Annotated in this window: 11 protein-coding genes; 8 read left to right on the top strand and 3 right to left on the bottom strand. The window is 66.9% G+C overall.

All coding sequences use genetic code 11. The features are described from left to right. Positions 1–95 precede the first annotated feature (95 nt). From ACLFMY_RS07660 to ACLFMY_RS07645, 4 genes are all read left to right on the top strand, one after another. Positions 96–389, top strand: a complete 294-nt coding sequence (locus ACLFMY_RS07660; protein ID WP_410764054.1) for a hypothetical protein — start codon at positions 96–98, stop codon at positions 387–389. A 78-nt stretch (positions 390–467) separates the two neighbouring features. Then, the gene (gene djlA / locus ACLFMY_RS07655) at positions 468–1,250 is read left to right on the top strand and encodes a co-chaperone DjlA (RefSeq protein ID WP_410764053.1); all 783 of its coding nucleotides are present in this window, start codon (positions 468–470) and stop codon (positions 1,248–1,250) included. Positions 1,251–1,267: 17 nt separating this feature from the next. Beyond that, positions 1,268–1,720 carry a CopD family protein gene (locus ACLFMY_RS07650; protein ID WP_410764052.1) on the top strand — a complete coding sequence of 151 codons (453 nt, stop codon included), beginning with the start codon at positions 1,268–1,270 and terminating at the stop codon, positions 1,718–1,720. 102 nt (positions 1,721–1,822) lie between these two features. After that, positions 1,823–2,869: a class I fructose-bisphosphate aldolase gene (locus ACLFMY_RS07645; protein ID WP_410764051.1), complete on the top strand. Its 1,047-nt coding sequence runs from the start codon at positions 1,823–1,825 to the stop codon at positions 2,867–2,869. A gap of 96 nt (positions 2,870–2,965) precedes the next feature. Here ACLFMY_RS07645 and ACLFMY_RS07640 read toward each other — a convergent pair whose 3' ends face one another. Continuing rightward, complete coding sequence (locus tag ACLFMY_RS07640) at positions 2,966–3,862, bottom strand: DMT family transporter (RefSeq protein ID WP_410764050.1); 897 nt, start codon at positions 3,860–3,862, stop codon at positions 2,966–2,968. A gap of 251 nt (positions 3,863–4,113) precedes the next feature. On the opposite strand from ACLFMY_RS07640, the gene ACLFMY_RS07635 reads away from it, so the two are divergent. Continuing rightward, positions 4,114–4,461, top strand: a complete 348-nt coding sequence (locus ACLFMY_RS07635) for a 4a-hydroxytetrahydrobiopterin dehydratase (RefSeq protein ID WP_410764049.1) — start codon at positions 4,114–4,116, stop codon at positions 4,459–4,461. A gap of 7 nt (positions 4,462–4,468) precedes the next feature. Then, positions 4,469–5,137, top strand: coding sequence for a metallophosphoesterase family protein (locus ACLFMY_RS07630; RefSeq protein ID WP_410764048.1), 669 nt, complete (start codon positions 4,469–4,471; stop codon positions 5,135–5,137). 25 nt (positions 5,138–5,162) lie between these two features. On the opposite strand, the gene ACLFMY_RS07625 is transcribed toward ACLFMY_RS07630, so the two are convergent. Next, positions 5,163–5,369 carry a dodecin family protein gene (locus ACLFMY_RS07625; protein WP_410764047.1) on the bottom strand — a complete coding sequence of 69 codons (207 nt, stop codon included), beginning with the start codon at positions 5,367–5,369 and terminating at the stop codon, positions 5,163–5,165. A gap of 170 nt (positions 5,370–5,539) precedes the next feature. Between ACLFMY_RS07625 and ACLFMY_RS07620 the strand changes: the two genes are divergently transcribed. Both ACLFMY_RS07620 and ACLFMY_RS07615 read left to right on the top strand, forming a co-directional pair. Further along, positions 5,540–5,923 (top strand): hypothetical protein, encoded by a 384-nt coding sequence (locus ACLFMY_RS07620; RefSeq protein WP_410764046.1) that lies wholly within the window; start codon positions 5,540–5,542, stop codon positions 5,921–5,923. 36 nt (positions 5,924–5,959) lie between these two features. Then, on the top strand, positions 5,960–6,796 hold the full coding sequence (locus ACLFMY_RS07615) for a ZIP family metal transporter (protein WP_410764045.1): 837 nt from the start codon (positions 5,960–5,962) through the stop codon (positions 6,794–6,796). On the opposite strand, the gene ACLFMY_RS07610 is transcribed toward ACLFMY_RS07615, so the two are convergent. After that, the coding region (locus tag ACLFMY_RS07610) for a CorA family divalent cation transporter (protein ID WP_410764044.1) at positions 6,793–7,035 on the bottom strand (243 nt) is incomplete at its 5' end. The genes ACLFMY_RS07615 and ACLFMY_RS07610 overlap by 4 nt on opposite strands.

The following is a 7,035-nucleotide window of genomic DNA, read 5'->3' as shown; positions in this document are numbered from 1 at the left end:
ATCCCGAACCTGATCGCGCTGATTGCCCTGTCGGGCACCGTGTTCGCCATCACACGTGAATACTTCGCACGCGCCGAAAACCGGGAGACGACACGATGAATCCAGTCTGGAGCACGCGCAAGCTTGTGGTGGCAACGGCCGCAGCCGGTCTCCTCCTGTTGGGTGGCTGCGCCACCACGGCACCGGAGGGAGATCAGCGCACGGTCGTCATCCACCCGGGCGGCGATACCTCGCTCGACCCGGTGACCGTGCCGGCCACGCACCTTCCCCCGCCCGGCGAATGCCGCATCTGGTACCCGGATCGCGACCCGGAGGACCAGCCGGACCCGGGCGATTGCCGTGACCTGCAGCGGGACGTGCCGGACGGCGCGGTGCTGGTGCGGGGCTGATTCGCCACCTCCGCCCGGGGCAACCGCTGGCGGCCGGTTTTTGGCAAACTGTCGGCTGGTTCATTGACGGGGACAGGCATGGCCTGGATTGGAAAGGTACTGGGGGCGGGACTCGGCTTCTGGATCTTCGGCTGGATCGGGGCGGGTGTCGGGCTGCTGCTCGGCCACTTCCTCGACCGTTTCGTCGGTCGCATCAAGCGGGTCGGCGGGCAGTTGCTGGAGGTGCAGAAGAGCTTCTTCGACACCACCTTCACCACGCTGGGGTTCGTCAGCAAGGCCGACGGGCGGGTCAGCGAGGCCGAGATCCGGGCCACCGAGGCGGTGATGGCGCAGATGCGGCTCACCAAGGCCCGCCGTCGCGAGGCCATCCGGGCCTTCAACCGGGGCAAGGCACCGGGCTTCGACCCCGACGCCACCATCCGGCGCTTCGTGCAGGTCTGCGGCAGTCAGCCGACCCTCATGCGCGTCTTTCTCGAGATCCAGATCCAGGTGGCCTTCGCCGACGGGCGTGTGGACCCGGCGGAGCGGGAGGCGTTGCTGCGCATCGCCCGCCTGCTGGGCGTGCCGGACGCGGATTTCGCCCGCCTGGAGGCGCTGCTGGCCGGTCACTACCAGCGCGGCCCGGGCGCCCCGAACACCGCCGAGGCACTGACGAATGCCTACCGCGCACTCGGCGTGGAGAAAAGCGCCACCGATGCCGAGGTCAAGCGCGCCTACCGCAAGCTGATGAGCGAGCATCACCCGGACAAGCTGATCGCCAAGGGGCTGCCCGATTCCATGGTCGAGCTGGCCAAGGAGCGCAGCCAGGAAATCCAGAATGCTTACGAGACCGTACGCCGCTCGCGCGAGCGACGTGGCTGAACGAGGGGGATGACGTCATGACCGGTCTGCTCAAGGTGATCCACCTGCTCGCCGCGGTGCTGTGGATCGGCGGGGTGTTCTACGCCTACACGATCCTGCGCCCGTCGGTGGCCTTTCTTTCCGGCCCGGAGCGGGTGACGCTCTGGGATCGCGTGTTCACCCGCTTCTTCCGCTGGGTCTGGGTGCTGATCGCCTTGCTGCTGGTCAGTGGCTACGGGCTGCTGTTCTCGGCCTTCGGCGGGTTCGCCTCGCCGGGTTACCTGCACGGGATGCAGCTGTTCGGCTGGCTGACCGTCATCGTCTTTGCCGTGCTGGCCTTCGGGCCGTACCGGCAGCTGCACGCCGCGGTCGCCGCCCAGGAGTGGTCGCGGGCGGGCGAGGCGATCCCGCGTATCCGCCGGCTGGTGCACGTGATCCTGTGGCTGGGTCTGGTGAGCATCGCGATCGGGGGTGGCGGGGCCCATCTCTGACACGCCGCGGCGAAACGGATTTGAAAATGCTCCCGCTGGGGGACTATGGTCGTGCTCGTTCCTACCGCATTCGATTCCAACAGGAAATCAAGGAGTTCGCGCATGAGTACGTATCGCCCCGAGAAGGCCGACGAACTGGTCCAGACGGCACAGGCAATGGTTGCCCCCGGCAAGGGCATCCTGGCCATCGACGAGAGCAACGGCACCTGCAACAAGCGCTTCGAGGCCGTGGGCATCGAGCCATCGGAGGAGAAACGTCGCCAGTACCGTGAGTTGCTGCTGACCATCCCGGATCTGCAGGAATACGTCAGCGGCGCGATCCTTTACGACGAGACCATCCGCCAGTCCACCGCCGACGGCAAGGCCTTCATCGACGTGATGCGCGAGCGCGGCCAGGTGGTCGGCATCAAGGTCGACACCGGTGCCAAGCCGCTGGCCGGTTCGGACGACGAGAAGGTCACCGAGGGCCTCGACGGCCTTCGCGAACGGCTGGCCGAGTACTACGCGATGGGTGCGCGCTTCGCCAAGTGGCGGGCGGTGATCACCATCGACACGGCCAAGGACCTGCCGACCCGCGGCTGCATCGAGGCCAACGCCCACGCGCTGGCGCGTTATGCCGCTCTGTGCCAGGAGGCGGGCCTGGTGCCGATCATCGAGCCGGAGGTGCTGATCGACGGCGATCACGACATCGCCACCTGCGAGCGGGTGACCGAGGAGGAGCTCAACGAGGTCTTCCGTCAGCTCCACCACCAGAACGTCATGCTCGAGGGCGTGATCCTCAAGACCAGCATGGTGATCTCGGGCAAGAATGCCGCGCAACGTGCCGGCGTCGAGGAGGTGGCCGACCGTACCGTCGAGACGCTGCGGCGCACCGTGCCGGCCGCGCTCGGTGGCGTGGTCTTCCTCTCCGGCGGGCAGGGCGTCGAGGAATCCACCGCGCATCTGAATGCCATGCACACCCGTCACGGTGACCGGCTGCCCTGGCCGCTGACCTTCTCCTATGCCCGCGCGATCCAGGGGCCGGCGCTGAGCTACTGGAAGGGCGAGCCGGGCAACGCCGAAGAGGCCCAGAAGCGGGCGTTCACGCGGGCGAAGTTCAATGGTCTGGCGAGCCTCGGCAAGTACAGCGAGGACATGGAAAGCGCCTGATTCGGGCAGCCAGGCCGCCGAGAACGGAAATCCCGCCGATCTGGCGGGATTTTTCGGTTTCCGGGTGAATGTCCCGGCGACGTGCCGGTTCCCCGCTCAGGGGTGGGCGTCGAACGGCCGCTCGCGGATCACGACCAGCCCCGCGCCGATGATGATCAGGCCGCCGAGAACGGTGAAACCGTCCGGCCACTCGGCGAATACCAGCCACCCGAGCAGCGTGGCGCCGAATATCTCGAGGTATTGCAGCGGGGCGAGCAGGCTGGCGTCGCTGCGGGCGAAGGCCATCGCGATCAGCACGTGGGCGAATGCCGCGAGCAGGCCGGCGGTAGCCAGCCAGAGCCATTCCGCGGCCCCCGGGGTATCCCAGCGGGCGAGCGACCAGCCGAATCCCTGGCCCAGGAGCACGAAGCCCAGCATGATCAACGAGGCGGCGGCCCCGACCCAGAACTGCAGCACCAGGGCGTCACGGGGCCGGGGTGCACTGGCCCACGCCCGCGTGGCGGTCAGGTAGCCGGCATAGCAGGCGGCCGCGGCTATGGGGAGCAGGGAGGCCAGTCCGTAGGCGCTCCAGTTCGGTCGCAGGATGATCACGGCACCGATCAGCCCGCCGATCACGCCGATCCATCGTCGCGCGGTGATGCGTTCGCCCAGGAACAGGGCGGAGAAGATCACCAGGATCAGGGGCTCGACGAAGAACAGGGCGATGTTGTTGGCCAGCGGCAGGTGGGCCAGCCCCCAGAACAGGAACAGGATGGAGGCGGCGATCAGCGCGCCCAGCAGCAGGTGGATCGGCTGCAACCGCCCGCTGCGCCAGTACATCGCCAGGAAGGGCAACAGGAACAGTGTCTGGAACACGAACCGGAGCCAGGCGATCTCGCCCACGGACAACTCGGTGGACAGCCATTTCGCGATGGTGTCCGACATCGGGATGGTCAACACGGCAAGGGCCATCAGGATCAGGCCCAGACGATGATTGCGCAGGCTCTCGGTCATCTTGCACCCGTGAATCATTAGGTAGCTATACAAACTAGCACGGTGGCATGAATGGCGATAGACGCGAGCGCAGGCGTTGCCTACAGTCAGCCCATGTCCCGGTCCGCCTGCAGAGCGGAACTCGATGAGCGGCGCGCGGCGTTCCGGCGGGCACTTTTCCGGGGGCGTGGAGCGGGCGGCTTATCCCGTGGACGCTTGACTCGACGGGATGGGCGGTGAGCCCGAATGGATAGCGATGAGGTTCGATCACGATGAGCGAGTTGGCAGACAATCACTGCGAGGCCTGCCGGGCCGACGCGCCGAGGCTGGACCACGACCAGATCGTCGCCCTGCAGAAGGAACTGGACGACCGGTGGCAGGTGATCACGCGCGACGGGGTGCGCCAGCTCGAGCGCGTCTTTCGTTTTCCCGATTTCGCCGAGGCCCTGCGGTTCACCAACGCCGTCGGCGCGATCGCCGAGGCGGAGGGCCACCATCCGGCGTTGCTGACCGAATACGGCCGGGTCACCGTGACCTGGTGGAGCCACAAGATCCGCGGGCTGCATCGCAACGACTTCATCATGGCCGCGCGCACCGACAAGCTCGCCGCCGAGCAGTGAGTGGACCGTGGCGAGGCTGCTCTTTCACTCCGACCCGCACGGCAACTTCGAGCCGCTGCTGACCGCCGTCGAGCGTGAGCGCCCCGACGCGGTGTTCCTGCTGGGGGACTGCGAGCTGGACCGGCCGCTGGACGAGGTGCTGGCGACGGTGGCCACGCCCGTCTACTGGATCCACGGCAACCACGATACCGACGAGGAACGCTTCGACTTCCTGTTCGCCTCGCGTTTCCCGTCGATCGACGGGCGGGTGGTCGAGGTCGGAGGCTGCCGCGTCGCGGGGCTGGGGGGCGTGTTCAAGGAAAGTGTCTGGTATCCCGGGCGGAGTGCCCCGCGGCACCACAGCCGGGAGGATTGCGTGGCAACGGCGGGCAAGGGCAATCTCTGGCGGGGTGGGGTACCGCGTCGCAAGCGGGACGCGATCTTTCCGGCCGACTGGGAGCGGCTGGCAGGTGAGCGGGCGGATGTGCTGATCCTGCACGAGGCGCCCGAGTCGCACCCGTACGGCTTTCGCGAACTGGGTGACCTGGCGCGGTCGATGGGCGTGCGCATCGTGTTGCACGGTCACCAGCACCAGGGGTACGAGGCAGAGATCGACGGGGACATCCGCGTGATCGGTCTCGCCCTGCGCGGCAGCCGGGTGATCGAGCAGGAATGTCAGGCGGTTGCCGGCACGTGAAGCCGGCCCGACCGGCCGGCTCGGTTCAGTCGAGCTGGAAGGTGATCTTCGCGTTGATCCGGTACTTCACGATCTTGTTGTTCTCGACCTTGGCCTCGAACTCCTTGATGTAGATCGACTTGATGCCGTGTACGCTCCGGCTGGCCCGGGCAATGGCCTGATCGGCGGCATCCTCCCAGGACTTGTCGGACTCGGCCAGCACCTCGATGACCTTCAGCATGTTCTCGCTCATGGCAATTCCTCCTGAATCGGTTCGTGTTCAGCCGCTTGCGGCACAATCGAGTGTAGACACGCAGCCGGGATGCTGCCCGCCGACGGTGCGCTACCATGCGGGTATGCAGGTGATCGTCTCCCTCGCCGCGCCGGCCGACCGATCACCAGCGGCAACCCAGGAGTCGTCTCATGGAAGTCACCACGCTCGTCGCCCGTATCCTCTCGATGGTCTACCTGGCCTTCGCCGCGGGGCTGCTGCTCAATCGCCATCACTACGAGAACCTGCTCGACGAGCTGTACCGCAACACCGCGAGCACCTACCTGTCCGGCTTTCTCGCGCTGGTGTTCGGCATGCTGATCATCCACTTTCACAACCGCTGGCAGGTCGACTGGTCCCTGTTGGTGACGCTGGTCGGGTGGCTCGCCCTGGCCAAGGGGCTGCTGCTGATCACCGTTCCGCGCCAGGTGATCGCGCTCAGCCGACGGCTCTACCGCGGCTCGGTGGTGACGGTCTATCCCTGGGCGATCGCCCTGCTCGGCCTGCTCTTCGCCTACATCGGGTTCGGCCGGTAGGCCGGCGCGAGCCGTGAACGGGAGGTCCAGACGGCATTGATCATCGAGACGTTCGACAATCTCATCGAGGCATTCGTCACCGCGTCCCCGATTACCCAGGCGCTGGTGGCGACGCTGTTCACCTGGGGCATGACTGCCGCCGGGGCGCTGCCCGTGTTCTTCACCGAACGGGAGAACCGGCGCCTGCTCGATATCCTGCTGGGCTTTACCGGGGGGGTGATGATCGCCGCGAGCTTCTGGTCGCTGCTGGCGCCGTCGATCGAGATGGCCGGGGACCTTTCCGTCCCGGCCTGGTTTCCCGCCGCGGTGGGGTTCGCGCTGGGCGCGCTCTCGCTGCGCCTGGTCGACCTGATCCTGCCCCATCTGCATCTCAACGCGCCCATGCACGAGGCCGAAGGGGTCCCGACCAGCTGGCGTCGCACCACGCTGCTGGTGTTGGCCATTACCCTGCACAACATTCCCGAGGGGCTGGCAGTCGGGGTTGCCTTCGGGGCCCTGGCCTATGGTTTCGACAACGCCAGCCTGGGTGCGGCGGTGGCGCTGGCCATCGGCATCGGCATTCAGAATTTTCCCGAGGGGATGGCCGTGTCCATGCCGCTACGCCGCGAGGGCGTCGGCAAGTTCAAGAGCTTCTGGTACGGGCAGCTTTCCGCCGTGGTTGAGCCGATCGCGGGGGTGCTCGGCGCGGCGGCCGTGCTCTTCTGGGAGCCGATCCTTCCCTACGCGCTGGCGTTCGCCGCCGGGGCGATGATCTTCGTGGTGGTCGAGGAGGTCATCCCCGAGGCCCAGCGCAGTGGACATGCCGATGCCGCGACCCTGGGCGTGATCGGCGGCTTTATCGTTATGATGGTGCTGGATGTTGCCCTGGGCTAGAACCAGCGCCGCCGCTTGAGCCAGATACCCAGGCCGATACCGAGGGCGGCGATCAGCAGCATCACCCACCAGAAGCCCATCGGGGTTTCCACCCACGGCATGCCGCCGACGTTGATGCCGAACAGCCCGGTGACGAACCCCAGCGGCAGGAAGATCGCCGCGACGATCGACAGGATGTACATGCGGGTATTGAGCTGATCCGAGAGCCGCGTGAGCAGTTGCTCGTGGATCATCGCGCC

It is taken from the genome of Guyparkeria sp., assembly GCF_046545975.1.
Lineage (GTDB): Bacteria > Pseudomonadota > Gammaproteobacteria > Halothiobacillales > Halothiobacillaceae > Guyparkeria.
The sequence above is the reverse complement of the archived record's forward strand: the minus strand, read 5'-3'. Positions and strand labels throughout refer to the sequence as shown.

What these genes read in the sequence shown, in the direction of transcription:
- ACLFMY_RS07660 (WP_410764054.1), top strand. Translation starts at nt 96, where the DNA reads ATGAATCCAGTCTGGAGCACGCGCAAGCTTGTGGTGGCAACGGCCGCA.
- ACLFMY_RS07625 (WP_410764047.1), bottom strand. Translation starts at nt 5,369, where the DNA reads ATGAGCGAGAACATGCTGAAGGTCATCGAGGTGCTGGCCGAGTCCGAC.
- ACLFMY_RS07645 (WP_410764051.1), top strand. Translation starts at nt 1,823, where the DNA reads ATGAGTACGTATCGCCCCGAGAAGGCCGACGAACTGGTCCAGACGGCA.
- ACLFMY_RS07650 (WP_410764052.1), top strand. Translation starts at nt 1,268, where the DNA reads ATGACCGGTCTGCTCAAGGTGATCCACCTGCTCGCCGCGGTGCTGTGG.
- ACLFMY_RS07635 (WP_410764049.1), top strand. Translation starts at nt 4,114, where the DNA reads ATGAGCGAGTTGGCAGACAATCACTGCGAGGCCTGCCGGGCCGACGCG.
- djlA (WP_410764053.1), top strand. Translation starts at nt 468, where the DNA reads ATGGCCTGGATTGGAAAGGTACTGGGGGCGGGACTCGGCTTCTGGATC.
- ACLFMY_RS07640 (WP_410764050.1), bottom strand. Translation starts at nt 3,862, where the DNA reads ATGACCGAGAGCCTGCGCAATCATCGTCTGGGCCTGATCCTGATGGCC.
- ACLFMY_RS07620 (WP_410764046.1), top strand. Translation starts at nt 5,540, where the DNA reads ATGGAAGTCACCACGCTCGTCGCCCGTATCCTCTCGATGGTCTACCTG.